The organism is Nocardia sp. NBC_01388 (assembly GCF_045040085.1).
In the GTDB taxonomy this organism is placed as follows: domain Bacteria; phylum Actinomycetota; class Actinomycetes; order Mycobacteriales; family Mycobacteriaceae; genus Nocardia.
Genome location: NZ_CP109553.1, coordinates 1,227,996 through 1,253,601, shown reverse-complemented (window position 1 = coordinate 1,253,601; position 25,606 = coordinate 1,227,996). Strand labels below are relative to the sequence as shown.

20 protein-coding genes are annotated in these 25,606 nt (G+C 65.1%); 7 read left to right on the top strand and 13 right to left on the bottom strand.

What is annotated here, in order from left to right:
* Positions 1-33: 33 nt before the first annotated feature.
* From OG716_RS05870 to OG716_RS05845, 6 genes are read right to left on the bottom strand one after another with little or no spacing between them, the layout of a single operon-like run.
* The gene (locus tag OG716_RS05870; RefSeq protein ID WP_405136674.1) at positions 34-1,746 is read right to left on the bottom strand and encodes a GMC oxidoreductase; all 1,713 of its coding nucleotides are present in this window, start codon (positions 1,744-1,746) and stop codon (positions 34-36) included.
* Positions 1,743-3,203, bottom strand: a complete 1,461-nt coding sequence (locus OG716_RS05865; protein ID WP_405136673.1) for a flavin-containing monooxygenase — start codon at positions 3,201-3,203, stop codon at positions 1,743-1,745. The genes OG716_RS05870 and OG716_RS05865 overlap by 4 nt, the downstream gene beginning before the upstream one ends.
* A gap of 2 nt (positions 3,204-3,205) precedes the next feature.
* Entirely contained in the window at positions 3,206-4,984 is a 1,779-nt protein-coding gene (locus tag OG716_RS05860) for an AMP-dependent synthetase/ligase (protein WP_405136672.1), read from the bottom strand.
* Positions 4,981-5,991 carry an alpha/beta hydrolase gene (locus OG716_RS05855; protein ID WP_405136671.1) on the bottom strand — a complete coding sequence of 337 codons (1,011 nt, stop codon included), beginning with the start codon at positions 5,989-5,991 and terminating at the stop codon, positions 4,981-4,983. Before OG716_RS05855 ends, OG716_RS05860 begins: the two co-directional genes overlap by 4 nt.
* A gap of 38 nt (positions 5,992-6,029) precedes the next feature.
* Complete coding sequence (locus OG716_RS05850; protein ID WP_405136670.1) at positions 6,030-7,175, bottom strand: acyl-CoA dehydrogenase family protein; 1,146 nt, start codon at positions 7,173-7,175, stop codon at positions 6,030-6,032.
* Between the two features lie 13 nt (positions 7,176-7,188).
* Positions 7,189-10,020, bottom strand: coding sequence for a crotonase/enoyl-CoA hydratase family protein (locus OG716_RS05845; RefSeq protein WP_405136669.1), 2,832 nt, complete (start codon positions 10,018-10,020; stop codon positions 7,189-7,191).
* A gap of 102 nt (positions 10,021-10,122) precedes the next feature.
* On the opposite strand from OG716_RS05845, the gene OG716_RS05840 reads away from it, so the two are divergent.
* Positions 10,123-10,782 (top strand): TetR/AcrR family transcriptional regulator, encoded by a 660-nt coding sequence (locus OG716_RS05840; protein WP_405136668.1) that lies wholly within the window; start codon positions 10,123-10,125, stop codon positions 10,780-10,782.
* A 750-nt stretch (positions 10,783-11,532) separates the two neighbouring features.
* Here OG716_RS05840 and OG716_RS05835 read toward each other — a convergent pair.
* Both OG716_RS05835 and OG716_RS05830 read right to left on the bottom strand, forming a co-directional pair.
* The gene (locus OG716_RS05835) at positions 11,533-12,447 is read right to left on the bottom strand and encodes a tyrosine-type recombinase/integrase (protein WP_405136667.1); all 915 of its coding nucleotides are present in this window, start codon (positions 12,445-12,447) and stop codon (positions 11,533-11,535) included.
* A 73-nt stretch (positions 12,448-12,520) separates the two neighbouring features.
* On the bottom strand, positions 12,521-13,024 hold the full coding sequence (locus OG716_RS05830) for a hypothetical protein (RefSeq protein ID WP_405136666.1): 504 nt from the start codon (positions 13,022-13,024) through the stop codon (positions 12,521-12,523).
* A gap of 279 nt (positions 13,025-13,303) precedes the next feature.
* On the opposite strand from OG716_RS05830, the gene OG716_RS05825 reads away from it, so the two are divergent.
* Entirely contained in the window at positions 13,304-14,464 is a 1,161-nt protein-coding gene (locus OG716_RS05825) for an IS110 family transposase (protein ID WP_405136665.1), read from the top strand.
* Between the two features lie 94 nt (positions 14,465-14,558).
* Here the strand turns inward: OG716_RS05825 and OG716_RS05820 are convergent, their stop codons facing one another.
* From OG716_RS05820 to OG716_RS05810, 3 genes are all read right to left on the bottom strand, one after another.
* Positions 14,559-15,608, bottom strand: a complete 1,050-nt coding sequence (locus OG716_RS05820; RefSeq protein WP_405136664.1) for a Gfo/Idh/MocA family oxidoreductase — start codon at positions 15,606-15,608, stop codon at positions 14,559-14,561.
* 68 nt (positions 15,609-15,676) lie between these two features.
* Positions 15,677-16,606 (bottom strand): inositol monophosphatase family protein, encoded by a 930-nt coding sequence (locus OG716_RS05815; RefSeq protein ID WP_405136663.1) that lies wholly within the window; start codon positions 16,604-16,606, stop codon positions 15,677-15,679.
* A gap of 22 nt (positions 16,607-16,628) precedes the next feature.
* Positions 16,629-17,792 carry a helix-turn-helix domain-containing protein gene (locus OG716_RS05810; protein WP_405136662.1) on the bottom strand — a complete coding sequence of 388 codons (1,164 nt, stop codon included), beginning with the start codon at positions 17,790-17,792 and terminating at the stop codon, positions 16,629-16,631.
* Between the two features lie 698 nt (positions 17,793-18,490).
* On the opposite strand from OG716_RS05810, the gene OG716_RS05805 reads away from it, so the two are divergent.
* The 4 genes from OG716_RS05805 (at position 18,491) to OG716_RS05790 (ending at position 23,294) form a co-directional block, all read left to right on the top strand.
* Positions 18,491-19,951: a DinB family protein gene (locus OG716_RS05805; RefSeq protein WP_405136661.1), complete on the top strand. Its 1,461-nt coding sequence runs from the start codon at positions 18,491-18,493 to the stop codon at positions 19,949-19,951.
* 69 nt (positions 19,952-20,020) lie between these two features.
* Complete coding sequence (locus tag OG716_RS05800) at positions 20,021-21,448, top strand: KamA family radical SAM protein (RefSeq protein ID WP_405136660.1); 1,428 nt, start codon at positions 20,021-20,023, stop codon at positions 21,446-21,448.
* A gap of 23 nt (positions 21,449-21,471) precedes the next feature.
* Positions 21,472-22,881: a cysteine--tRNA ligase gene (cysS, locus tag OG716_RS05795; protein WP_405136659.1), complete on the top strand. Its 1,410-nt coding sequence runs from the start codon at positions 21,472-21,474 to the stop codon at positions 22,879-22,881.
* 233 nt (positions 22,882-23,114) lie between these two features.
* Positions 23,115-23,294, top strand: coding sequence for a DUF6374 family protein (locus OG716_RS05790; protein WP_405136658.1), 180 nt, complete (start codon positions 23,115-23,117; stop codon positions 23,292-23,294).
* 74 nt (positions 23,295-23,368) lie between these two features.
* On the opposite strand, the gene OG716_RS05785 is transcribed toward OG716_RS05790, so the two are convergent.
* Together OG716_RS05785 and OG716_RS05780 are read right to left on the bottom strand one after the other, a co-directional pair.
* A complete protein-coding gene (locus OG716_RS05785) occupies positions 23,369-23,563 on the bottom strand; it encodes a DUF397 domain-containing protein (protein WP_405136657.1) in 195 nt (64 codons plus the stop codon).
* The gene (locus OG716_RS05780; RefSeq protein ID WP_405136656.1) at positions 23,550-24,458 is read right to left on the bottom strand and encodes a helix-turn-helix domain-containing protein; all 909 of its coding nucleotides are present in this window, start codon (positions 24,456-24,458) and stop codon (positions 23,550-23,552) included. Before OG716_RS05780 ends, OG716_RS05785 begins: the two co-directional genes overlap by 14 nt.
* 617 nt (positions 24,459-25,075) lie before the next feature.
* Between OG716_RS05780 and OG716_RS05775 the strand changes: the two genes are divergently transcribed.
* The gene (locus OG716_RS05775; RefSeq protein WP_405136655.1) at positions 25,076-25,330 is read left to right on the top strand and encodes a hypothetical protein; all 255 of its coding nucleotides are present in this window, start codon (positions 25,076-25,078) and stop codon (positions 25,328-25,330) included.
* Positions 25,331-25,606: the final 276 nt, after the last annotated feature.

The following is a 25,606-nucleotide window of genomic DNA, read 5'->3' as shown; positions in this document are numbered from 1 at the left end:
GCGGGTTTCTCCTCCTGCGTGGGAACAACGCGGTCACTGGGCCTGCGGCTGTTGGGTTTTCGCCTCCGTGAGCACTGTCAGCGGTAGCAGTCGCAGCGCGCCGGGGGCGGCGGCGGGGACGACGGGCAGCTGCGGCGCGGTGGGTTCGATACGCCGATATGGTTGGCCGAGTGCGGGTCTGGGGTCGGGCTGTCCGTTGTTCGGCCACAGGGCGCAGGCGCGTTCGGACATGGCGGTGATGGTCAGCGAGGGGTTCACGCCGAGGTTGGCCGAGACCGCGGAGCCGTCGATGACGTGCAGGCCCGGGTAGCCGTGGATGCGGTGGTACGGGTCGATGACGCTCTCGTTCGACGCGTCGCCCATCGGGCAGCCGCCGATGTAGTGCGCGGTGGAGGGGACGTTGAACACGTCCATGACCATGCCGAAGGCGTCGCCCTCGATCTTGTCGGCGTAGAGGCGATTGGCCTTGTGGCCCATAGGTATCCAGGTCGGGTTGGTTTCGCCTTCGCCTTGGCGGGTGGAGAGCCGGTAACCGAACAGGCCCTTCTTGCCGAAGGAGGTCAGTGAATTGTCCAGTGACTGCATGACCAGCAGGATCACCGAGCGCTCGGATGCCCGGCGGATGTTGATCGAACGCAGCAGTCGCAGCGGGTGTGCGAGCACCAGCAGCAGGAACCGCAGCCAGCGCAGCGGGCCGCCGTCGATCATCGGGGTGGTCATGGGGAACAGCGCGTTCTGTCCCTTGCCGTAGTGGCAGACCTCGATGTGGGTGTTGGGTTCGGGGTGGATCGAGGAGGTGATGGCCACGCCCTGTGCGAAGTCGGTTCGGCTGCGGCTGGTCGCGGTCAGGACCGCTTCGGAGTTGGTGCGGGTCAGCTCGCCCAGTCGTGGTGAGAGTGCGGGTAGGCGTCCGGTGTCGCGCAGCTTGTGCAGCAGCTGGTGGGTGCCGCGCGCGGCGGCGGAGAACACCACCTGTTCGGCGGTGAAGTCGGTGCGCTGCTTGCGAATCAGGGCGCCGGAGCGTTGCGTGGTGACCGCGTATCCGCCGCCGGACAGGGGGCGCAGGTCGGTGACCGTGGTCATCGGATGCACCTGTGCCCCGGCCTGCTCGGCCAGGTACAGGTAGTTGGTCGTGGTGGTGTTCTTGGCTCCGTGAGGGCAGCCGGTCATGCAGTTGGCGCAGTGGATACAGCCGGTGCGCTCGGGACCGGCGCCGCCGAAGTAGGGGTCCGGCACGGTCTTTCCGGGTTCGCCGAAGAACACCCCGACATTGGTCGGGTGGAAGGTGTCCGCCACGCCCAGTTCGACGGCGACCTCGCGCAGCGCTTCGTCGGCCGGGGTCATGCGGGGATTGGCTGCCACGCCGAGCATGCGTTTGGCTTGGTCGTAGTAGGGGTCGAGTTCGTCGTGCCAGTCGGTGATGTGCGCCCAAGACGGATCGCTGTAGAAGTTGGGCAGCGGCTCGTACAGGGTGTTGCCGTAGATGAGTGATCCGCCGCCGACGCCCGCGCCGCTGAAGAGGGTGACCTTGCCGAGCAGGCTGATGCGCTGTGTGCCGGTGAGCCCGAGTCGCGGCATCCAGATCGATTTGCGCAGATTCCAATTGGACTTCGGATAGTCCGAACCGCTCCAGCGGCGGCCGGATTCGAGGACTCCGACCCGATATCCCTTCTCGGTCAGCCGGAGTGCGGTGACGCTGCCGCCGAATCCGGAGCCGATGACCAGCACGTCGTAGTCGAATTTCATGATGCTCCTAGCGAGACGATGCGGTAGTCGCCGGGGTCGGGGTGGCGGGTGCGGCGGGAGTATTCCGAGACCAGGCCGGGCCAATTGGTGGAGACCCGGCCGCTCTCGGCGCGGTACCAGCTGGCGCAGGAGGTCCAGGCGCTGCGGTCGAGACGCTGCTGGATCTCGGTGTCGTAGCGCTGTTCGACCTCGGTGCGAACGTCCAGGTATCGGCGCGGATGGGTGTCGAGGTATTCGACCAGCCGGCGGATGTAGCGGGCTTGGCGCTCGTGCATGTAGATGATCGATCCCGCGCCGATATTGGTGTTGGGCCCGTACATCAGGAACATATTCGGGAACCCGGGCACGCTCATGCCCAGATACGCTCGGGCTCCCTCGGACCAGTTCTCCCGCAGGTCGCGTCCGCCGAGACCGGTGACCTTGATGGGGGCCAGGAACTCCTGGGCGGTGAAGCCGGTGCCGTAGACGATGACGTCGGCGTCGTGGTGCACGCCGTCGGCGGTGCGGACTCCGGTCGCGGTGATCTCGGCGATGCGGCCGGTTTCCACGTGCACGTTGGGCTGGGTCAACGCGGGAAAGTAGTTGTTGGAGAACAGCGCCCGTTTGCATCCGGGCGCGTAGTCGGGGGTGAGTTTCGCGCGCAGGGCCGGGTCCGGCACCTGTTTGCGCAGATGCCCGAGCGCGACTCGCTCCCCCGCCCGCGCGATGGCCTTGTTGCCGAGGATCCCGAGGGTGGAGATCTCGAAGAACGACCAGAACCCGAATCGTTCGGCCTTCTGCACGGCCGGAACCAACCGGAACAGGCGGTGCTGCCATGTCCGGTAGGTCGTATCCGGCTTCGGCGCTATGTAGGGTGCCGATCGTTGAAAGAGGGTCAGCCGCTGCACATCCGGCTGAATCTGCGGAGCGAACTGGATGGCGCTCGCGCCCGTGCCGATCACCGCGACGCGCTTGCCGCGCAGGTCGATATCGTGCCGCCAGCGCGCCGAATGGAAGGCGCTGCCGGTGAAGTTGTCCCGGCCCGGAATGTTCGGAATCGAAGGCCGCGACAACTGGCCGACCGCGGGCACGAAAACGTCGGCCTCGTAACGTATTCCGGTATTGGTGTCCACTGCCCACCGGCCGTTGCCGGTGTCGAAGGCCGCGGCGGTCACCTCGGTGCCGAACCGGATGTGCGGGCGCAGCCCGTACTCGTCGACGATCTCGCGGATGTAGCGCAGGATGTCGGCTTGCCGCGAAAACCGTCTGGGCCATTCGAGATTCGGCGCGAAGGAATAGGAGTAGTACGGGGAGGGGATATCGCAGCCCGCACCGGGATAGGTGTTGTCGCGCCATACCCCGCCCACCTCGTCGGCCTGTTCGAGGATGGTGAAGTCCTCAAGTCCGGCGCGTTTGAGTTCCAGTGCCATCGCCAGGCCGCCGAAGCCGGTGCCGATGATCAGAACCGAGGTTGCCATGGTCATTTCCCGCTGTAGAGGGCGGCAATGTCATGGGCGTACTTCTCGGCGATGGGCTTGCGTTTGAGCTTCATGGTCGGCGTCAACTCAGCGCTTCCCGGCTCCCACGTCACCGGCAGCACCGTGAACTTCTTGACCTGCTCGACCCGCGCCAGCTTCGTATTCGCCTCGCGCACACCGGCATCGATGGCCGCGATGACGCCGGGATCGGCAGCCAGCACCGCAGGGGCCGGATTCAGGCCGTGCCGGTCGGCGTAGGCCGCGGCGGTATCCGGTTCGAGGGTGATGAGGGCGGTGACGTAGGGCTTGTTGTCGCCGATGGCCACGACCGAGCCGACCAGCGGGCACGCGACCTTGACCAGACCCTCGATCTTGCTGGGCGACATGTTCTTTCCGCCCGAGTTGATGATGAGTTCCTTCTTGCGGTCCACGATGCTCACGTAGCCGTCGGCGTCGATGGTGGCGATATCGCCGGTGTGCATCCAGCCGTCGGCGTCGACGGCCTCGGCGGTCTTGACCGGATCGTTGCGGTACCCCTTCATCACGATGGGGCCGCGGACCAGCAGCTCACCATCGTCGGCGAGCGCGACCTGCACGCCCAGTCCCGGCGTGCCGACCGTACCGAGGCGCATCTTGCCGCGCCGGTTGATGGTTGCGATCGCGGACAGCTCCGACATGCCGAACACCTCGCTGATCGGCAATCCGAGGCCGAGAACGAACTCGTGTGCCTCGCGTGCGATGGGTGCGGCCCCGGTGGCGCCGGCGATGAGCTGGTCCAGGCCGAGCGTGGCGCGAATCCTGGACAGCACCAGCCGATCTGCCACCAGGTACTGTGCTGCCAGCAGCGGTGAGACGCTGCCGCCGGTGGTCTCCGCGCGTGCCTTGTCGCGGCCGATGGCCACGGCCCAGTTGCCCAGGGTCTTCTTGATCGGACTCGGCTCGGCGGCCAGCTGCGCGTCGATCGCGGATTTGATCTTGTACCAGATCTGCGGCACGGCTACGAACGCCGTCGGCCGCACATCGGTCAGCGCGGTGACGATCTCTCTCGGGTTCGCCAGATCGGTGACCACACTGCCGTCCACCATCGGGAAGTAATGGCAGGCCCAGCGGTTGACGATGTGCGCGTCCGGCAGATACGACACCAGGCGATGGCCGATACCGGGCGTGACGACCTCACGCGCACCGTCGATATTGGCCACGATGTTCGCGTGCGTCAACTCGACGCCCTTCGGGGTGCCCGTGGTGCCGGAGGTGTAGATCATGGTCAGCACGTCCGATGCTTCGACCGCACGCCAGGACGCCTCGAAATCGAAGTCCGGCAGCGGATTGCGCTCGACCTGCGCCAGTGTCGCCGCCTCGGGAGCCGAGCCGTCCACGAGCACCACGTGCTCGACCGGTCCGCCCGCCGCCATCGCAGCGGTGAGCTGCGGCAGGAACTGGGGTTCGGTGATCACCACCCGGCTGCCGGCATTGCCCAGCAGGTAGGCGATGGTCTCGGGCGGGTTGGTGTTGTAGATCGAGAACGGCACCGCACCCAGGTGCATGGCCGCGGCGTCCACCAGATGGAATTCGGGCCGGTTGGTGAGCATCAGCGCGACGGTGTCGCCGTGTCCGACACCGAGATTCGCCAGTCCGGCGGCGATGGACTCCACTCGCCGGGCGTACTCGCCCCACGTGATGGATTGCCCGTCACCGGGTGTGCGCAGCGCGACTCGATCGCGCAGGCGGATCGCGGTGCGCTGGAAGGCTTCACACAGCGTGCTCGCGGCGGGTTCGGTCATGACAGACTCCTTCGAGTCGACGGGGCGGAGGCGCCCGCCAGGTTGTTCAGGAAGACGGTGGTCTCGGCGAACGCGGCCCGCGCTTCGGGCAGCATCGCGGCGAAGGCCTGGAACACGTGCACCTGCCGCCGCCACAACTGCAGCTCGGCCGAAACGCCTTGGGCCCCCAGCCGATTCGCCATCTGCATATTGGCCTCGCGGAGCGGCTCCTCCGCGCCGACCTGCAGCAGGACCGGCGGTAGTCCGCGCAGATCCAGCTCCAGCGGACGCACCTGTGCGGGCAGCTGCTCCTCGGTGCGCAGCAGGCGCACGGAACGACCGGCGAACCGCAAGGAGAAGAAGGCGTCGATCGGGGCGCGACGCGGATGCCGGTGGGTCAGGTCCAGCCAGGCCGACTGCGCCAGGGCCGCCGACGGCATCGCCAGTCCGGCATCGCGGGCGGTGGCGAGGGTGCCGAACATGAGGTTGCCGCCCGCCGAGTCGCCGGAGGTGACAAGGCGTTGCGGCGCGGTGTGTTCCAGCGCCCAGCGGTAGACGTTCAGGCAGTCCGCGCTCATATGGTCCACGTCGGCGTGCGGCGGATGCCGGTAGTCGAACAACACCACCTCGGCGCGGGCCGCGACCGACAGGCGCAGCGCGAAATCCCGGTACATGTCCGGGTTACCGAAGACGAATCCGCCACCGTGGAAATGCAGGACGGTGCGTTCGGGTGCCTCGATCGCCGGTGCCCGCACGATGAGCGCCGGTATTCCGGCGATCGTGGTGGTGCGGAAGTGTTCTCGCGTTCGCCGTCCGTGTAGCCGTCCGGCGGCGCGACCGGCGCGGGCGGCGATGCGGTCCACGGTGGCCAGCCCGCGCGGGGTGTGTGGCCAGCGGTCGGCGACCGGGCGCAGGGCGGCGCGTGTGAGCCCCGCCAAGCCGTAGGATTGCCAGCTCGTCCGGGGGAATTCCACGATCACGGGCGCGACCGGCCTCGGTGCCGCGGCGCTGCTGGGGGGTGGTGTCATCTTCCTTCTGCTCCGTTGCAGTCGTCGACGAGTGGGTCTCAGGCGGTGTAGCCGAAGATCTTGGCTGCGAGGTCGGACAGGACTTCGCTGGCACCGCCGCCGATTCCGGTGATGCGCGCATCGCGGTAGTGCCGTTCCACTTCGCTCTCGCGCATGTAGCCCATGCCGCCGTGCAGCTGGACCGCCTCGTCGACCACGTACTTGCAGGCGTCCACGGCCGCGTTCTTGGCCAGGCACACCTCCCCGATAACCTGCTCCCCCGCGGCGTAGCGGGCCGCGACGTGGCGGGTGTAGGTGCGGGCGAGCTCGACGCGCTGGCGCATCTCGACCAGCTTGTGTTGCACCACTTGCCGTTTGATCAGCGGCTTGCCGAAGGTGGCGCGCGCCCGGGTGTAGTCCACGGTGAGGTCCAGGGCGCGTGCGGCGATGCCGTAGGCGTGCACGGCCACGCCGAGTCGCTCGGCGGCGAACTGCCGCATGAGCTGCGCGAAGCCGCCGTTCTCGGGCCCGATCAGATTGCGGGCGGGCACCCGGCAGTCGGTGAAGGTCAGCTCGGCGGTGTCCGAGCAGCGCCAGCCCATCTTGTCGAGGGTGCGCGAGACCGCGAATCCCGTTGTGTCGGTGTCGATCACGAGCAGGCTGATGCCGGCGTATCCCGCGTCGCCGGTGCGCACCGCGGTGGTGACGAAGTCCGCGCGGGTACCGGAGGTAATGAAGGTTTTGGCGCCGTTGACCACATAGTGGTCGCCGTCGCGGACCGCGGTGGTGCGCAGGGCGGCCACATCGGAGCCCGCTTCGGGTTCGGTGACGCCGAGCGAGCCGATCTTCTCCCCCGCGGCGGTAGGCCGCACGTAACGGTCGATCAGATACTCGTCGCCGGAGGCGACCATGTGCGGGGTGGCGATGCCGAGGGTGAACAGCGCCGACTGCGCGCCCGAGGAGCCGCCGGCTTCGAACCAGGCCTCGGTGGCCACGACGACGTCGAGGATGTCGCCGCCCTGTCCGCCCATCTCCTCGGGGATGCCGATGCCGAGCAGACCGGCGTCGGCGGCTGTGCGATGCAGCTCACGCGGCAGCGCGCCCGCGCTCTCCCAGTCCTGCAGGTGCGGGTAGACCTCTTTGTCGACGAAGCGGTGCACGGTGTCGCGCAGCAGCTTCCGTTCGGGGGTGTCGAATTCGTTCATGGGTGTGGTGTCCTTACCGTCCGTGCCATACGGGGGCGCGCTTCTCGGCGAATGCGCGCACGCCCTCCGCGGCGTCTTCGGAAAACAATGCGAGGGAAGCGATGTCGTGCTGGCGGGTGAAAGCCTCGGCGCTGCTCCAGTCGGTGGTCTCATCGATGATCTGCTTGCTCGCCAGCAGGCTCAGCGGCGCGTTCTCGCCGATGCGCGCGGCGAGTTCCAGCGCTGCCGCCAGTGCTGCGCCGGGTTCGGTGAGCACGTTCACCAGCCCGAATTCCGCGAGCCGGGTCGCGGGCAGGGGATCGCCGGTCAGCGCCAGCTGCATCGCGATATTGCGCGGCAACCGCTCCCGCAACCGGTACACACCGCCCCCGGCGGCCACCAGACCGCGCTTGGGCTCGGGAATGCCGAACTGCGAATCACGTGCCGCGACAATGAGATCCGCGGCCAGCGCGATCTCGCAACCACCGGCCAGGGCCGGGCCCTCCACGGCGGCGATCAATGGTTTGCGCGGTGGCCGTCCCGCGATACCCAGCGGCCCTCGACCTTCGGTCATAGGCACTTCACCCCGCGCGGCGGCCTTGAGATCCATTCCGGCGCTGAAGTATCCGCCCGCGCCGGTCACGATGGCGACCTGCGCGGTCGGGTCGGCGTCGAAGGCATCGAGGGCACGCTCCAACGCGGTGGCCATGGCAAGATTCACCGCGTTGCGAACCTGCGGCCGGTTCAGCGTGATGATCGTGACCGGGCCACGCCGTTCCACCAGGACCGGAGCGGGCGGCGGTGCGGGCAGATCCACCGAATCGGTTCCCGTGAAAGTGATGTCATCGCCGTCGACGGTCACCGGGAGTCCCAAGGCGTCACCCTCGATCAGTTTCCCCAGGACCGCCTGCTGCGTGGTGCGCACCAGCACCCGCGCGCCATCGGAGGCGATGAGGCTGACGATCGCCGCCTCCGGGTCACCGGCCCGGTCGTACGGCAAGGTGTACGCCTCGATGACTGCCGGACCCTGATAGCCGGTGCGTGCCGGGCGCGATGGGGGGTTCTGCACGATCGGGGCCAGATGGGCGTACGGACGGGCAGGTGGGAACGCGGAGTAGACGCCGATCGCGTGCTTGGTGGCGTACCAGCCCAGAGAGGTGGTGAGACCATAGGTTTCAGGATTCTCGCGCAGCCGCTGCACCATGGTGGCGACGGCGTGGCTGCCGTAGTTGTTGCCCGGCCCACCCCCGAAGGTCAGACCACCGGTCACTGTCAGCGGTCGATCGGGGTCGTCAGCGGATAGCCCCAGTTCGTGAGCGGCGATCTGCACCGCCGCCGGGAAGCAGGCGTACAGATCCACCGGTCCGATCTGATCGACGGTGATCCCGGCGTGCCCGAGCACCGCGTCGCCGAGCGTGCGCACCGCCGGTGACTCCGCCAGGGCCGCGCGCTCGGAAACGAACCATTCGTCGTGGCCGGACGCCCCCGCGTGCACGAAGACCCACTTCTCCTGCGGGATACCGGCAGCCTCGGCGGCCGCCGCGCTGCACAGGATGAGCCCGCTGGCCATGTCGACCTGCAAGTTCGCACACAGCAGCTTGGTGTAGGGCGCGGAGATCATGCGGTTATCCGTAGCCGGGGTGATCAGCTCGTCCGCGCCGAACTCCTTGGGCAGCCACGCATTCGGATTTTCCGCGGCCACCGCCGAGAAGCCCGACCACAGTTCGCCGACCGCCCGCAGATGCTCCTTGGGCGCGCGGCGCAGTCGATGCCGCACGGCCGATTCCAGCAGTCCGTACATGTAGATCGGCACGCCCAGCCCGACGGCGGTTTCGGCGTCGTTGTTGGCGGCCTTGTCCACGCCGATAGTCCGGGTCGGCGACACCTGCGAATCTTGTTCGGGCCAGAGGACTTCGGTGCTCGCCCGGCGCGCGGCGGCAAGCGTCGCTCCCGCTTCCGCACCGGTGAGCAACACGATCTCGTAGTCGCCGTCGGCGACGGCCTGCGCCGCGACGTTCACCAGTAACTGGCCACCATCACCGCCGAAGGGACTGGACTGCACCGTCTCCGCGTGCATCGCGCCGATCTCCGCGGCGACCAGTGCGCCCAGATCGCGGTACTGCCAGGAGGTGCACGCGACCGCGAACACCGCATCCGCGGCAGCCAATAGGTCGGCCTCGGCACCGGCATCGACGGCGGCCCGGCGCAGCGCGGCCACCGCCAGCGTCGACGGATCCTCCAGTGCCGCATCCGGTTCGCGCCGCACGATCTGCCCCGCCCCCACCAGCACCGGCGTGTTCGGCGGCAACAGCGTTCCGGAAGCCTTGTGCAGCACCGGTTTCCCGGCCCGGTGAGGGGTGTCGGCACCGGCCGCCGCCAGCGCGTCGGGCAGACCGTCGAGCGAGCGTTGCACCTCCTCGCCCAGACTCCGTGCCAGCGATGCCCCGAGCGGGCCCGCCACCGGCTCACCGGAAATCCCGGCGTCGAAACGCGCGGTCGCCCCCTCCGCGTCCGCGCGTACGCCGAGCCGGAAGCCCAGTGTCATACCCATCGGGCCCACGCCGTGCAGTTCCAGGACGCGATCGCTCACCGCGATCACGGTCCAGTCGACGTCGGCCGGAATTCCCATGAAGCTGACCCGCTCGGCGAACGCCATCCCCGGAAGCGCCCCCGCCGGCGCTTCGCCACGGAAGCCCCCGTGCAACGTCAGCCACTCACCGAACCGACCCGGATCGGTGAGGTATGCCGCGACGGTCTCGGCGGCGACATCCATCCGCACACTCGCGTGCACGTGCTTGGCGAACTCCGTCGAGAACAGTGCCGCACCGCCCTCGGCCTGCGCGTCCGTCGTGCCGGAACCACTCACGGTGACAATCACCTCTCGTCGTCGAGATGAGACTACTAGTCCATCATTAGTCTCGAATGAGATTATTAGACCGATAGTCGTCTCACGTGTCAAGATGTGCGTGTGACGAGACCAGGCGCACCGCTGTCCAACCTGCTCACCCGCGCGGTGAGCCACGTCCTGCGCGCCGGATCCGCCACCACCGACCGGGACGATCAGGTCTTGGACGCGGCTCTGACCGTCCTGGCCCGCCGCGGCACCCGAGAAGCCACCATGGACGAGGTCGCCGCGGAATCAGGCGTCGGGCGCGCCACACTTTTCCGCCGCTTCGGCGGCAAGGATCAACTGTTCGAACGCGCTCTCGCCCGCGAATTCGCCCGGCTCCTGGACACTCTCGCCGAGCGCTTCCAGACCGTCACCGACCCCGCCGACCAAGTCGTCGAAGCCTTCGCCGCCTGCCTGCACCTGATGGATCACCCCCTGTTCGCCACCGACGACCCCCACCGCCGCGGCGAACTCATCCAAGCGCTCGGCCACGGCGACCCGTCACCGATGAGTCTGGCCCACAAGGCATTCCGCGCGAATATCGCGCACGCACAAGCCACCGGGACCCTCCCACCCGGCGACCCCGACCTCCAAGCCGACGCGCTCATCCACCTCGCGCTCGGCTATCTGGCCGTCCCCAGCCTCACCATCGACCTCACCGACCCCGCCGCCGTAGAACGCCTGGCGCGCACCGCCATCGCCCCCATACTCACCGGCTCAGCACTCCCCATCGAATGATGCGTGCCACCCCATAGATTCACACCGACACGACGGCGGCCAGCCAGTGTCCAGCCTCAACCATAACCACTACCCACAGACGGCTTCGCGTGATCGCCGGGTCGGCACCCCAGCGATCGCACGGTCCCACCGCGTCCCGCTCGATCCACCAAGAATCACCTGGTACCAAAGCATTTCACAGTTTTCACGCGCCGAGCGGGCGCAGGCATGTCGGGAAGTTGCCAAAACCGGTGCCAAGAACCTCGACAAAAGATGAGGGCGGTCCTGAGACCTACTGGTCAGGACCGCCCTCGTTTGTAGCGGGGACAGGATTTGAACCTGCGACCTCTGGGTTATGAGCCAACGGGAAACAGTCCTGCACGTACCTAGACGTACCGCCCTGTCCCATCTGTGCAGGTCAATGCGATTCCAGTCGTCCGTAGCGTCCGGCTGGTCCCGCCCGGTCCGATGGGTTACGCCCCGTCGTGATGCCAAATTTGATGCCAAATCCCTACCAGTGACCAGCGCTTTCGCAAATTGCGACGGCACCCGACCAATCGTCGCGACCGCTCGCTGTGTGTCTTCGCCATCGCAACACAGACCGGCGGGACGCCTATCGCGGCTATCCACGGCGCGGCGGAATTCGGTGCCGTACAGGCCCTACACACGGCAGGAAACCGGGCCTATACCTACGGGTCGGCACCCGGCGGCAGGGCAGGTGGGCTCGATCGCTGGACGCTGACATCGCCTATCGGCCAATTCGTTGAGATGTCATGTTGCCGAGGCCATGTAGGCCGCGAGGATGTAGTTCGGGTGCCGATCGAGGTTAGTGCGGGCACGGTCGTAACGCATCGTGGTCCGCGGGTCCGCGTGCCTGGCTGCGATCTGCACGTCACGCAGGTCGACGCCGGCGTCGAGCATGGTGGTGACGAAGGTGTGCCGCAGCATATGCGGATGCATGTGCGGCAGCCGCACAATCGACGCCTCCGAGAGGCGCCGCAACCGGCGGGTGGCGCAGTGACGGTCCATGCGGCGGCCGCGCCGGTTCAGCAGGATCGGGCCGCGCACCCGGCCGTCGATGGCACGGTCGATCGCCCTGCCGACAGCGGGCGGCAACGGCACGAGTGCGATCTTCGAGCCTTTGCCGATGGTGTGCAGGACCCGGTGGCCGTGTTCCTCACCAAGATCGGTGGCATCGCAACGACAGGTTTCGCTGATCCGCAGCCCGAGCAGGCCGAGCATCGCGACCAGGGCGAAGTCTGCGGGGTTGTCGGAGTCACGGGCAGCGCACAGCAGTGCCTCGAACTGCAGATGCGAAAGCCCCAGCGTCGGTGACTCGTTCGACACCCGCGGGCGGCGCACGTACTCGGCGGGTGAGCGCTCCAGAAGATCGTCGATGACGCAGGTGCGGTAGAAGCCCGCGACCACGGCCAGGCGCCGGGCGACCGTGGCGGGTTTGAAGCGGCGGATCTCCTGCATCCACCGCATGTACCGTTCGACCTCGGCGCGGGTGACGGCCAGCGGAGTGAGGTGGTGCTCGCTGCACCAGCAGAAGTACAGGCGCAGATCAGATTTGGTGTGGATGCGTGAGACTGCGGAGAAGCGGGCGAGGTAGGCGAGGGTCGCCAGTCGGAGCACGAGGTCGTCACCGGCGAAGGTGACATCGAGGTCAGAGGTGGGAGCCATCTCTCACGATGCCCCGTCCCAGGCGAACCGCCAGAGCAGAACGCGCGGGTCGCGGCATGACCGGAAGTCTTCGCTAGTCGTCTGCTGCCACGATAAGCGTGAGCACTCGATCCGCTTGATCGATCGCTACTAGTTCATGAAAGCCGTCGACGCCCACAACCCAACCCCAGTCATGCTGGGCATCAGGGCGAAGGTCGGGCAGTTGAAACAACTCCGGTGCCTCCAACAACGGAAACACTTGCGTGTCCAACTCGGCTTGAACCTCCCCGGACACCGGCACTCCAGCATTGTCCGCCCAGTCCTGCAACAAGGTCCGTGCCGACGAGGAGTTGATAGACCGGAAGGTATCTGCCGTGATGCACTCCACCCGGTACGGTCCGTGCAGCGTGTGGAGGCCTTGGGTTTCGAAGGCGGACGCGAAGTGGTCGCGGTAACGCGGATGTGCGACAAGCGCGGACAGCAGCTCCGAGACCGGCCGCGCTGAGTCAATCCGGAACCTCTTCAGGCTCACCCAACGGTAGGTGCCCCGATCCAGCAACACCAACCGCCCGGTGTCGAAGGTAAGCGCGCTGTCCATGCCGTGAGCTTGCCATGGTGAACGATCCCGTCCCGGGAGGCGTGATCCTGAACTCGGCTACTTAGCATTGGCCTCAGGACCAGTTCCCGGCCAGGATCGGGTCCAGGTGCCCGGTGGGCCGCTCTCTAATCGGCTGCCCGCCTGCAAGTTGACGTGGCTCTCTAATGGCTTGCAGCCCACCGGGTGCCGTGCGGGGCGTGGCTGAAAAGGGGCGTGCCCTGGCTCGAAGTAGCAGTGCCTTCCCGCACGATACCTACCCGGTTCGACGGAAGGACACCGATGACCGTCATCATCGGCATGGACCCTCACAAACGCTCGGCCACCATCGAGGTCATCGATGCCGCGGCAAAGATTCTGGCCATCGGCCGCTACGACACCGACGCCGCCGGTTTCGCCGAAATGCTCACCGCGGTAGAACGTTTCCCGGACCGGGTATGGGCGATCGAAGGCTGCAACGGCATCGGCCGCCACCTCGCCCACCGCTTGGTTCACGACGGAGAAGTCGTCATCGATGTGCCGGCGAAACTGTCGGCGCAGGTACGGGTGTTCGCCACCGGTAACGGCCGCAAGACCGATCCGGTCGACGCGCATTCAGTGGCATTGGCCGCGTTGCGGGCACCGAATCTACGTCGTGTGCAGGCTGATTCAGAGCTGGAGGCGTTGAGGATGCTGGTCGATCGTCGTGAGGAACTCGGCCGAGCCCGTGCAGTGGCGGTCAACCGGATCCATCGACTGCTGCTCGAGCTGGTGCCCGGCGGGGCCAAACGGTGGCTGTCCGCGCGCCAGGCCCGGGCCATGGCCGAGGAGGTGGTCGCCGGCGATCCCGCGACGCGGATGCGGTTGCGGGTGGTGTTGGAGTTGATCTCCGATATGGAGGTCGTCGATGCCCGGATCAAGGTTGCGAACAAAGAGCTACGCGAGTCGGTCACCGCGACCGGCTCCACGCTGATGGAACTGCCCGGGATCGGCCCCGCCGGCGCGGCCCGCCTGCTCGCCGAGGTGGGCGATATTCGCCGTTTCGCCACCCGAGATCGGTTCGCGTCCTGGAACGGCACCGCGCCCTTGGATGCCTCGTCAGGCGACCAGAAGCGCCACAGGCTCTCTCGCACCGGAAACCGCAAGATCAATCGGGTGTTGCACATCATGGCGGTCGTTCAACAGTGCGGTTACGGCGGCGGCCGCGTATACGTCAAGAAACGCAAAGCCGAAGGCAAAACCCAGAAGGAAGCACTGCGAGCCCTGAAACGGCGCCTGTCCAACACCGTCTACAACCGGATGGTCGCCGACCAGCGGCGACGGGAGAAGGCAAGCCCGGGAGGGCAATCGGGGGCGTCTGCTGACTCCTGCGCGACCGGTTCGACCCCGCATACCGGCCCTTCGGACAAGCCACAACCCGGACCCACCATCTATCAGTTTAGCGAATGCCAAACTCCCTCTTGACGCTAAAGGGGCGCCATGAGCGCGCACTTGAGCGGACTAGAGCCAGCCGGGCAGGTACAGCTAGCTATGCCTTACCGAGGCGTGTCAGCCGCTTTCACTGCCCGGTTACGGTTCGATCGGCGGCCCTGAATCCCTGCTCCAGAACCCTGAGTGTCTCGAGCGCGTCGTGAGGATCGACGGGAACTGGCGTGCCATCGTCTAGGGCGGCGGCCATCGCGCGATAGAACGCGGGGTAATCGCCAGGCTCGGTGGGAATCCGATCGCTATCGCCGTCGGTCCCCAATCGGCCCCAACAGTCGGGTTCGACCGCACCCCAGCGATGTCCGCCATTGGGGCGTCGGCCAGCGCGCAGAGCGGCTTCTTGTGGATCAGTTCCGTGTAGGACAAAAGCGCCTTCGGATCCCAGAACACGGAACCGGGGACCGATCTGTGCTGATACTGCACTCATCCACAAATGAGACCGGACACCTCCGGTGTGGGTGAGGGCAAGGAACGCGTCGTCATCGGCCTGCACCCCGGCACGTCGGCGGTCGAGTTCGCAGTAGACCTCGGTGACCAGGCCGAACAGGGTCAGCGCTTGGTCTACGAGGTGGCTTCCGAGGTCGTAGAGGTATCCGGCGCCGTCGGCGGCTGCGCCGAGCTCGCGCCAGCCGCCTTTGCCCACTGGTCGCCACCGCTCGATCCGCGACTCGAACCGTCGTACTTCTCCCAAGCGGCCGTTCGCGATCAAGGTTTGGACGGTGCGGAAGTCGCCGTCCCACCGTCGGTTCTGGAACACCGACAACGCCACCCCACGCCGGTCGGCGGCGGCGATGACCTGCTCGGCCTCGGCCGAGGTGACGGTGAACGGCTTGTCCACCACGACCGGTATCCCGGCCTCGATCGCCGCCAGTGCGATCGAGGCATGGCTGCGATTGGGTGTAGCGATCACCACAAGATCGATTCCCGAGGGATCGGCGAACAGCTGCTCGGCTGAGGCGAGGACGCGTACCCCTGGATGTTCCCGGCGCGCCTGTTCGGCGCGTTCGGCCGACGAGGTGACTACCACGTCCAACCGCATGCGTTGTTCGGCGGCGATCAGTGGTGCATGGAACACTGCTCCGGCCAGCCCGTATCCCACCACTGCCACTCGAAGTTCCGCCATCTCACTCCCCTTGACACCGAAGATCCGGCCTTCCGCAGCTGCGGTCCGGCTATGCCGGGAACTGTGATTCACGCACGCAATGTGGACTGGATTTCGCGAGCCAGGTTGCGGTTTCCGGCGGCAATGAATTTCTGACGTGTGTTCATGGCTTTGTTGATGTCGGACATCGAGTTCAAACGGTAGTCCAGTGGGATATCTCTGCCGTCGAGGTCGGTCACGATGCCGCCTGCGGCGTGCAGGATGTAGTGCCCTGGCGAGAGGTCCCAGATGGCGAAGCCTTTGGCGAATTCGATCATGGCATCGGAGAATCCGGCCGCTACGTGACATAAGCCGATCGATCCGAAATCGACTCCGATGCGTCCGTTCGCTTTTCCGCCCTCGGCCGTGGCGCTCAACGCTTTCAGAAATTCTTGCTGTTGGGCCAAGGGCTGGAATCGTTGCGCAGGTCGCATGAGGTAGTTGGTGACCAATGCGTCGGGCAGTGAGGCGTGCGATGGTCGGTCGAGAGCGTGCCGGGCTCCGTCTGCGGTGATCATGTGTGCTCGGTCGTTTCCTGCTTCGTCCATCGCGGCGAGGTAGATCTGGATGTGGTGGAAGATGTCGCCGACCACCGCAACCACGGGCCGGGCGAAAGTACGTGAGTAGATCAGGACGTGGGTGTAACCGTAGAGGCCGCGTACGGCCAGCTCGCTGGTGTCCAGGGGGTCGACCAGCACGCACAGGTCGGGGTTAGGGTCCGGGCCGATGACCTCGGGGTCGGCTTCCTCGGAGGCGTAGACGAATGAGGGGATCTTTTGTGCCAGTAGCTCTTTGTAGCGGTGGTGCATCCACAGGTCGTAGTCGGACAGGAAGTTGTCGCTGTGGCGCAGGTTCTCGTTCTCTGCTCGGTGACCGGTCAGGGCGGCGTCGATGAGGCGGGGGCGGATTTCGGTGATCATCTCGCGCACCAGGTCGGCGATGTGGTGTGCGAGTTCGGTGTTCGTTGCCCCAGTGGTCATTCCGGGTCACCTTTCGACTGTGTCATCGCAGCTCCATAGGGGGTTCGATTCCCGGCGGGTTCATGGTGGCGGCGATGAAGATGGCCTCGAAACCGGCGGCTCGCATGATTTTCGCACCGGTCAGGTCGTCGAAGCTTTCCACCGTCAGGCCACGGCTCTTGGTCATTGCACCGAATACCGCGAAGTACAGTTCGGCGTTCGGGTATCTCACACGCAGCTGACGGGCGAGGTAGCCGACGACGTCGGCGTGTTTGACCTCGAAATCGCAGATAACGATCGTCGGGGTGGCCGGTGCGTCAGGGAAGAAGGAGGCGTCATCGAGGTCGATGCCGTCGCGGATCTTGTTGCAGCGCAGGTAACCGATCTTGCAGCGCGAGAACCGCGATGATGCCATGAAGGTTGCCATGACGAGGCCGGCCTCGTTCACACCGAAGCACACATCGACATCGAGGCGTCGTCCCACATTCTTGATCTGGACCGAAAGCTGCTCCAGCCCGTACCCGAACGTCTCCCACGTCAGATCCAACAGCTGGCCTGGACGTGGGTTGGGTAGGGCGAAGACACAGATATCGGGATTGCCATGTTCGACGGTCGGCACCGACAGTACGAACTCCTCGCCTACCTGACCGGTCGATCTGCCCGACGGGGTTGCGAGCAGTCCATGAGAGGTTGCGGTCGTTCTCGGCGGCCGGTACGCAGACTCGGGCTGGGAGCCGAGGGTGAACTGTTTGAGGGACAGTTGGTCCTCGATCGGTAGGCGTTCGTAGGCTTCGGCGATGAGCTCGGTGGGCGAAATATTCTCTTCGGCCACGCCGAAGGGGCCCCGGCCGTACGCGGCGCACAGGATCAAGATGCTCGATAACGAGGGCGGTGAGCCGCGCCCGCGCCCGCGGGCCCAGGTTTCCCAGGCGTTGATGGAGGTGCCCCCGAGGCTGGTCTGGTTGCCGGTACTCTCGTTGTACCTCTCAGCGGCCTGATCCTGCGACAGGCCGGCGGCGTATCGGTATGCCTGCAGACTCGGCACATCCTGGTACAGGGCCATCAACTCCGTCGCTGCGCGCGTGACCGACCCCAGGGTGGTCCAGAGCTTCTTGCCGACGGCGGCCATCTCCCGGCCCCGTGCCTGCGGAGTCGGGGGCTGGATCATCTGCGCGCTCGTATTCGACTGCCCCGATGAAGCTTCCACGGCACCCACTCCTGCACACCCGGAACCTGCACGGCCCTCAGATTACCCATCGCGATGGGCAAGACCGGCGCTTACGCGAAAACTGCAGGTCAGAGTAGCCCAAGAATCCGACGGCTGTCGCACTGTCAGGCAGGTGTCAGGGGCCGGTGCGAATGCGACGGTTGGTGAACACCAAACAACTCACCCGAAAACCAGTGCAGGAGATGACATCCCATCCGGAGGTGGCATGTGAACGACAACGGACGACGCCTGATTCCCCGCCGAGCACGCTCGCAGGACAGGCACGTCGAGGTGGAAGCGATCTTGCGCGATGCCAGCCGCGCGGACCCCGGCACGTTGGCCGACATCATCAGCGAGCTACGAACGCAACCCGGGAATGCGGGAACTCAAGCCGAAATCGACGGCGTGATAGCCCGATTCCGTGCAGCGCACCCCGAACGGCGCACAGGAAACGAACCCACCGCCGTCACAGGACCCGGAGAAGGCAGCGGAGACGAGCCGCCACAACACCGTTGAACGAAATCACCAAGAGATTCTCGAATCTTTCCCGAATTCCCTTGCCCTGGTATGCAACTGGTGAATAGACAAGCGACGGCACGCAAGGCGCTCGATCGGTCGCACTCGAAGGAGATGAGACCGGTCGATTCCGGCCACTGGACAGCGTCCGCAAACGGACTCACGCCGAATGGATTAGTAAATTGATAGTTCAATGGGCAAATCAACACGATTTTCACACGCTATTGAAGCGATCCGAGGTCGAAGACAAGCCGATTCTTCTGGATTTGCACTCATCGGAATGCTCGGGCTGCCTATGTCACGATCGAAATATCTACTCCGATCCCGACGTTGCCCGCGACATCGCCGAGCACACCTTCCCGGTTCGGGTAGTCACCACCGCTCCGGACCAGGCGGCCACGGACATCATCAATAACCACATCTACATCTGGTCACCGACCATCCAGTTGCTCGCCCCCGACCAGACGCGATACCACGAATGGAACGGGGCACCGCGGCGCACGCGGTTGTCCGTCGGCTACCAGACCGTCTTCCACGACACCCCTGGTCATCTCACGCCGGAGAGCTTCAAAGCTCAGTTGCTCGTCGGACGGGGCAAAGCGGCGCTGCGGAAGAAGAAGCACGGCGAGGCAATCAGGCTCTTCGACGAGGCGATCACGCGCCACTCCACCGATCGCGTCACGGTGGATGAAGCCACACGGTGGCGCAAAGTCGCCCGCAACGGCGGCGTGATCGAATCAACGTGGGACCGTCATCGTCAGGTGACAACGTCTCCCCTCGCGATCGCTGTGGAGCGCTTCGCCCAGACGGTCGCCACGGTGCCCGACGAACTTCTGATGAAGGACTGGGTAGGAAAACCTGGGGCCGGCGACTGGCAGTGGTACTCGGACTGTTTGCGTGAAGTTGTCCTTCAGGGCTATCAGGAACTGTGCGATTTCGCGGTCACCGCCGAGCGTGAACGGGCAAAGCACGGACCACAATTCACCGACACGTACCGGCTGCTGGGCCAGCACCGGTTCGCGTACCGCGAATTCCAGTCGCTGTTCGTCGGTGTCCCGGACGCGTTGCTGGATAACACACCACTGCGTTCCGAGCGCTCCATCCGTGAAAACCTCGCCCACGTGGTCATGGCGGAATGGTGGGCCTACCGGCCTCAGATCTTGCACGCCTTGGATCGAGGCCGCAAAGGGCTACCGCCACAAGCGGTTCCGGCTGCGGACACTGTTGCCCAGCACGGTGAACCGCCGGGCAACCACGAAAGTCTGCACGAGCTGCTGGCGCTGTATGAGCGCGTTCATCTGCGCAACACGCAGGACTACTCCGCCATCACCCACGATGAACTCGGAATCCGTTCCGCATGGTGGGAACTGGGCCCCGTCGAGCTGCGCTTCCGACTCCAGCGCTACATCTGGCACCCCCGCGACCATGCCGTGTCGATCGACAAGATTCTCGACGCTTCCGGACACAGGCACACGGCCAACCACCGCTTCGCCTCACGGTTGTTCAGCGGATTGGGAACGGCCGAAGCCGCACTGATCGGTGCCGACGGATTCTTCACCGACCAGATCGACTCTCTCGCAATCACCATCAATCAACGCGCCGACGAAGCTGCCCGGCTGCTCAACCAGGTCACCGATAGCTGACACCGGTCGCAGCCAAGCGCCACCAGCGACGGACACGTGCCTACCCCAGCGAAAGCACTGCGAGGACCAATGCCTCCCGATCTGCTCCAGCCCTACTCCTACCGACGGCGAATCACGCAGGAGCCCGACCACCGGCGATTTCCTGGCTGGCGTAAAACGACTGAGCGGGAGTGGAATTCGCCGCAGTGGCAACGAGCCCATTGCCTCAAGAGCCTCGGTCAACTCCGCGATGTCACCGCGGACCTTGTCAGCGACTCCTTCTTCGAGGATCTGGCACGTGATCAACGCGAGCACGCCACCATGTCGATGCTGATCACCCCGCACATGGTCAACACGATCGCCGCCGAGGCCCCGGTCAGTGGACCTGGGAGTCTCACCGATGCCTTCCGCCGAGATCCGGTCCGACGCTACATGCTGCCGATATTCTCCGACCGGCAGACCGATTTCGTGTCCCATCCTCGTGCTGAACGGGACTCGCTGCACGAGCGTGATATGTGGGCGGTCGAGGGCTTGACCCACCGGTATCCGACCAAGGTGCTGGCCGAGGTGGTATCCACCTGTCCGCAGTACTGCGGACACTGCACACGGATGGATCTGGTCGGCACCTCCACCGCGCAGATCAGCAAGGCCGGTTTCACGCTCAAACCACAAGCGCGACTCGATGCGATGCTCACCTATCTGCGAGCGACACCGACCGTGCGGGACGTGGTGGTCTCTGGCGGAGACCTCGCCAACATGCCATGGCCGCGGGTCGAAGCATTCATAAACGAGCTGCTGGAGATCGATTCCATCCGCGACATTCGCCTTGCGAGCAAGGCGCTGATCGGCCTGCCCCAGCACTGGGCCGACGAACAGATCCTCTCGGGTATCGCACGATTGGCTGTCACCGCGCACCTTCGCGGAGTCCAGCTGTCCCTGCACACTCACGCCAACGCCGCCCAGCAGATCACCCCGAGCGTGTGTGCTGCGGCCCGCCGCCTCTTGGAAGCAGGGTTACGGGACATTCGCAATCAGGCAGTGCTGCTGCGATCGGTCAACGACAGCGCGCAGGCTCTGCTCGATCTGTCCTTCGCGTTGCTCGACCAAGCCGCGGTGATGCCCTACTACATCTACATGTGCGACATGATCCCGTTCAGCGAGCACTGGCGAACCTCGGTAGCCCAGGCGCAGGCCCTGCAACTGGACATCATGGGCTATCTCCCAGGCTTCGCAACCCCGCGGATCGTGTGTGACGTGCCCTTCGTCGGCAAACGATGGGTGCACCAGCCGTGCTACTACGACCGGATACGGGGAATTTCGTACTGGTCCAAGAACTATCGCACCATGGCAGAAGCCGATGACTCCGAGGCGTTGACCCGTCTGCACGAGTTCTACGACCCACTCGACACGCTGCCACCGGAAGGCCGCCGATGGTGGGCGGGCGACCATGACGACGGCCGGGTTTCCGTACCCGGGAACACGATTCGGCATTCACCGATGGCAGCGACGGACCGGTGATAGCACCGGTAACATCCTCGGCCATGACGCTGCGCCTGTTCGACACCGTGACGCGGACCCTGCGCGATTTCACCCCGATCATCCCTGGCCGTGCGTCGGTGTATCTCTGCGGCGCCACCGTGCAGGGCGAACCGCATATCGGGCATGTGCGCTGCGGGGTCGCCTTCGATGTGCTGCGACGGTGGTTGCAGGCAGGCGACTACGAGGTTGCCTTCGTGCGCAACGTCACCGACGTCAACGACAAGATTCTGGACAAAGCCGCCGCCGCCGGACGCCCCTGGTGGGAATGGGCCACCACCTATGAACGTGCCTTCGACCGCGCCTATGACGAACTCGGTGTACTGCGCCCGTCCGTGCAGCCCCGTGCGACCGAGCACATCACCCAGATGATCGAGCTGATGGCGCGACTCATCGATGCCGGCCACGCCTACTCCGCCTGTGGCAACGTGTATTTCGACGTTCGCAGCTATGCCGATTACGGCTTGCTGTCCGGGCACAAGCTCGACGACGTGCAGCAAGGCGAGAGCGCCGGTATGGGCAAACACGATCCACGCGACTTCACGCTCTGGAAGGCAGCGAAACCCGGTGAGCCGACATGGCCGTCGCCCTGGGGACCGGGACGACCCGGCTGGCATGTGGAATGCTCCGCGATGGCCACCACATACCTCGGTGCCGAATTCGACATCCACTGCGGTGGAATCGATCTGATATTCCCCCACCACGAGAACGAGATCGCCCAATCCCGAGCCGCCGGCGACGGTTTCGCCCGCTACTGGCTCCACAACGGGTGGGTAAGCCTGGGCGGAGAAAAGATGTCGAAATCACTGGGCAACGTCCTCTCGGTACCCAACATGCTCACCCGAGTGCGCGCAGTGGAACTTCGCTACTACCTCGGCAGCGCGCACTACCGCTCCATGCTCGAATACTCCGAGCAAGCACTCGACGATGCCGCCACCGCCTACCGACGGCTGGAAACCTTCGTGCACAAGGTCCGCGACATCGCAGGAGACGTGCCACTGGGTAAATGGACCGGCGCGTTCGCCGTTGCGCTGGACGACGATCTCTCAATACCCAAGGCATTGGCCGAGATACACAACCTGGCAACCGAAGGCAACAAGGCACTCGACAGCAACGACACTGCCGCGGCCATCGACATCGCCGCACAGGTGCGCAGGATGCTCGACATTCTCGGGGTAGACCCCTTGGACCCGCATTGGGACCGACGCGGAGCCGACAACGTCGACATCACCAGTCATGCACTCGAGGTACTGGTTGCCGCCCAACTCGAGCAACGCGACACCGCTCGCGCCGCCAAGGACTGGCTCGCCGCAGATGCAGTGCGAGACCGTCTGGTCGCTGCTGGTATCGGCGTGACCGACACACCCGACGGTGCGAAATGGACACTTCACCCGGATCAGGATGATCGCAAATGAACGCAGCGCCTCACGGCGCGTACGGCTGGGTTGGTAAATCCGTTGAGAGGCAACCGGACTCTGCTGGGTCACGCGATACGCGGCCCGGCGGCAAGGCGATGCCAGGAGCTGTTCCATCAGGGGTTGGCGATCCAGGATCGCCCAGCGGGTGCCCTAGTCCGATCAAGACAGGTTGATTGAAACAGGGACCATTCGGTTCGAACATAGGTTCGACTCGAGATAGTCTCTCGGCCATGCCTGAACTGATGCCTCGCGACTGGGCCACAATAAACCTGGAACGGGTCCGCAACCAACTTCTCGATGCTGCAGCCTTCGGCAAATACCTCACTCCCGAGCAACTCGAGAATGCCGCTGGGAAGATCAATGAGGGGCTGCGGGTCTTCCTCAGGCTATCGACCGACGGAAGCGACTAGGACTCAAGCCAAAGCGACCCACCCCAGATACGTGGGGGGCGGGTCCTTTTGGCGGTCGACGGTTATGGCCGGCGTCAGTGCTTCCAGATACCGTTCGCGAGGAAGCTGTTCCACTGCTCTGGGGTGAAGAACAACTCTGGCCCACCAGGGTTCTTCGAGTCGCGCACTCCGACCGCATCGCCAGCATGGCAAACCTCGACACACTGAGCGCCGCCCTCGCTGTAGGTGCTTTTGATCCACTTCGCCTCGGACAGATCAATGTTCGCCACGCTCGTACTCCTTCGCCACCTGCCGCAGCAGGTTCCTGCTTTCTACCTCACCGAGGCATGTACCCCGGATGGCCGCGGCCAGCTCACTGTAGAGCCGAATTTCCTCGGGCTTCTCGAGGTAGACGTCCTGAGCCGCTCCCCCTTCTATGAATACCACCGGAGGCTCGACCGGCTCATTCCTCGCAGTGCGACCGAAGTCCAGAATGATAAACGAGCCGTGAGGAATTCCCCAGGTGAGGCCGGCGCGGAAGGGCTGGATTCGGATCGCGATATTGGGCCGCTTCGATACCTCGGCCAACTGCCGCAGCGCGACGGCCATGGTGTCCGGTCCTCCTATCATGCGGTAGAGCACCGATGCGTGCAGCAGCACGTCCAGTTCGACAGGGTTGGTCCTGCGGGTGATGAGCGCTTGCCGCTTGAGCCGGTGCTCGACGCGACGGTCGATTTCTTCGGGGTTGGTGAACGAGGGGAAAGCATTGATGATCGCCCGGGCATAGTCGGCCGTTTGAAGCAGTCCAGGGATGTGCTGATCGTGGCAGGTAGTCAGCCTGCGAGCCGCCGCTTCCAGGCCGACGTACATGTTGAAGGCGGTACCGTACAGGCCGCCGTAGACGTGATGCCAGCTCTTCGCTCTTGCTTGTGCGGCGAGGTCGACCGCAGCCTGAGTCTCGTCTCCCCCCACGTCGTACACACTGCACAGCGCCGCGACGTCTTGCCTTCGAACCTTCTGAATCTGTCCGGTCTCGATGCGCTGGAGCACAGCTCGCGACAGGTCGACCAATTTGGCGGCCTCGGAGATGGTGAATCCAGCGGCTTCTCGACGTTCGCGAAGAAACCGGCCGAGCTGGCGGCGCGGCAGTGTTGACGAGGGTCCATCATCTTCAGTGCTGGTCACAGGGCTCTCCTGGAAATCGAGTCACGTCGGAACGAAAAGCGAGTCGGGGTCTGCCTCACAAGCGAGTTCTGTCCTGCGGTTCTAGAGCAATCATAATCGGGTTCTCGTTTTCGCTGGTCTCTATCCAGCACCGGTGATGTGCTTTTAAGGACAGTCGAGATGAGAGCCACCAGGTACACACGACATCACCATTCGGCCGATCCCCGACCCTCCCGGTTCGATCGAAGCGAACCTCCGATTAGCGCATAGCACCAGAGAAAGACACCGGTGCCGAGGCCAAGCATCTCAGTACCGGGTGGAAGATCCGCAACCAGCTCTCTGGCCCAGAGGGGGAAACGAAATGCTCTGGTTAGCAATAGGTTTCGCAGTACTTGCACTGTTCGCCTTGCACTCCGCTCGGCAAGAGCGGCTTGCGGCCGAGCGCCACCGAAGCACTCATAGGCTGACCTACCTCGACGGTAGCGGCTACGTCGAAGTGCCGCGGCTTGCCGGTGTCCACGGACGCCACCGCCCCAGCCACCTCCGAGAGGTGGTGAAGCACTGACCGGCGATCCTAAGCCCCCGAGCACAGACGACCCATAGACCAAGACGAGAACCAGATAGCAAGGAGTAGGCCCGTGGAATTCTACGGTCCGCGCTTACAAAGACTCGAAGACTGCCACGTCCGCGATCACGATATCGAGATGACCGCCGCTGAGGCACTGGAAGCCATCATCATTCATCGAGAGTGCCTTCCGTCCGAGTGCAGTCGGCAGGTCGAGGCCACTCGAATCATCGGAGTTGAAGTGGATCAGTACGTCGATGACGCGAAGGTCATCCCACTCAGGACCCGGCATTTCAAGGTGGTGGGCCATGGCAGCTGCGATCCGTAATCGGCATCCAGCACCCACGCACCGGTCGATGACCCTCGCTGAGGCCAGGGCCGGATTGCACAGTCACGCTTGTTGCGACAAGGCATGCGAGGCAAGGCAGTACTACAACAAGGCGGTCAGAGAGATCGCCCGAGGGCCATCCCTGGGGTGGAACGTCTGGACTCACCCGAGAGGCACCTGAAGGCCTTCCCAGCTTCGTAGCCACAAGGCCCGGCCCGGATGACCGGAGACCCTTCTCCGCCCCTTGGTACTCGGACCCGACACCGCCGCTGATTG

What these genes read in the sequence shown, in the direction of transcription:
- OG716_RS05790 (WP_405136658.1), top strand. Translation starts at nt 23,115, where the DNA reads ATGCCTGAACTGATGCCTCGCGACTGGGCCACAATAAACCTGGAACGG.
- OG716_RS05850 (WP_405136670.1), bottom strand. Translation starts at nt 7,175, where the DNA reads ATGAACGAATTCGACACCCCCGAACGGAAGCTGCTGCGCGACACCGTG.
- OG716_RS05870 (WP_405136674.1), bottom strand. Translation starts at nt 1,746, where the DNA reads ATGAAATTCGACTACGACGTGCTGGTCATCGGCTCCGGATTCGGCGGC.
- OG716_RS05865 (WP_405136673.1), bottom strand. Translation starts at nt 3,203, where the DNA reads ATGGCAACCTCGGTTCTGATCATCGGCACCGGCTTCGGCGGCCTGGCG.
- OG716_RS05830 (WP_405136666.1), bottom strand. Translation starts at nt 13,024, where the DNA reads ATGGACAGCGCGCTTACCTTCGACACCGGGCGGTTGGTGTTGCTGGAT.
- OG716_RS05860 (WP_405136672.1), bottom strand. Translation starts at nt 4,984, where the DNA reads ATGACCGAACCCGCCGCGAGCACGCTGTGTGAAGCCTTCCAGCGCACC.
- OG716_RS05800 (WP_405136660.1), top strand. Translation starts at nt 20,021, where the DNA reads ATGCCTCCCGATCTGCTCCAGCCCTACTCCTACCGACGGCGAATCACG.
- OG716_RS05825 (WP_405136665.1), top strand. Translation starts at nt 13,304, where the DNA reads ATGACCGTCATCATCGGCATGGACCCTCACAAACGCTCGGCCACCATC.
- OG716_RS05855 (WP_405136671.1), bottom strand. Translation starts at nt 5,991, where the DNA reads ATGACACCACCCCCCAGCAGCGCCGCGGCACCGAGGCCGGTCGCGCCC.
- OG716_RS05815 (WP_405136663.1), bottom strand. Translation starts at nt 16,606, where the DNA reads ATGACCACTGGGGCAACGAACACCGAACTCGCACACCACATCGCCGAC.
- OG716_RS05820 (WP_405136664.1), bottom strand. Translation starts at nt 15,608, where the DNA reads ATGGCGGAACTTCGAGTGGCAGTGGTGGGATACGGGCTGGCCGGAGCA.
- cysS (WP_405136659.1), top strand. Translation starts at nt 21,472, where the DNA reads ATGACGCTGCGCCTGTTCGACACCGTGACGCGGACCCTGCGCGATTTC.
- OG716_RS05835 (WP_405136667.1), bottom strand. Translation starts at nt 12,447, where the DNA reads ATGGCTCCCACCTCTGACCTCGATGTCACCTTCGCCGGTGACGACCTC.